This is a genomic window from Sphaerisporangium dianthi, from assembly GCF_042654065.1.
Classification (GTDB): domain Bacteria; phylum Actinomycetota; class Actinomycetes; order Streptosporangiales; family Streptosporangiaceae; genus Sphaerisporangium; species Sphaerisporangium dianthi.
Map to the genome: position 1 here is coordinate 1 of NZ_JBHSFP010000102.1, position 945 is coordinate 945.

General features: G+C 65.1%; 1 protein-coding gene. It reads left to right on the top strand.

The genetic code is table 11. From position 1 onward, the window contains the following. The first annotated feature begins 52 nt into the window (after positions 1-52). A protein-coding gene (locus ACFO60_RS40775; RefSeq protein WP_380852905.1) for an IS5 family transposase occupies positions 53-945 on the top strand; the annotation gives its coding sequence in 2 pieces (ribosomal slippage) (positions 53-416 and positions 416-945; 894 coding nt in all).

Below are 945 nucleotides of genomic sequence, written 5' to 3' on the forward strand. Positions count from 1 at the left end.
AGAGCATGTCTGATAAATGATCACGGTGGTTGGGGTTAGATGATCCCTCGTGGTGAGACGTGGTGAGCTGACCGATAAGGCCTGGCAGCGGATCGAGCCGTTGCTACCCGCCACCGACGGTCGTGGTCGTCCGTGGCGGGATCACCGCCAGGTGATCGACGGGATCTTGTGGCGATTACGGACCGGAGCGCCCTGGCGCGACATCCCCGAACGCTACGGTCCCTGGCAGACCTGCTACGAGCGGTTCAAACGCTGGGACACCGACGGCACCTGGGCGCGCCTGCTGGAGCAGATGCAGGTCAAAGACGACTCGGTCGGCAAGGTGGAGTGGAGTTTCAGCATCGACTCCACCATCTCCCGTGCCCATCAGCACGCCGCCGGCGCCCGAAAAGGGGGGACGACGGCGGGACGATCGATACGAAGCAATCGCAAAGGCGGCAGGCGCTCGGCCGGTCCCGGGGAGGACTCACCACCAAGCTCCACATGATCACCGAAGCCCGCGGCCTGCCCATGACGCTGCACCTGACAGCAGGCAACGTAGTGGACTGCACCGCGTTCGAAGCGGTCATGGCCAAGCTTCGGCTGCCCCGCATCGGCGCAGGCCGGCCCCGGTCCCGTCCCGACCGGCTGATCGGTGACAAGGGCTACTCCTCCAAGAAGATCCGCACCTATCTGCGCCGGCGTGGCATCCAGGCGGTCATCCCCGAACGCAAGGACCAGATCGCCAACCGCAAGCGTAAGGGCAGCCATGGTGGCCGCCCCTATGCCTTCGACGCTGAGACCTACAAGCAGCGCAACCTGGTGGAACGTTGCTTCGGCAAGCTCAAGCAGTGGCGAGCCATCGCCACCCGCTTCGACAAACTCGCCAGCCGCTACCTAGCCGGCGCCACCATCGGCTGCCTGATGCTCTGGCTCCGCCACCGCGAATTGTCAGACACGCCCTAG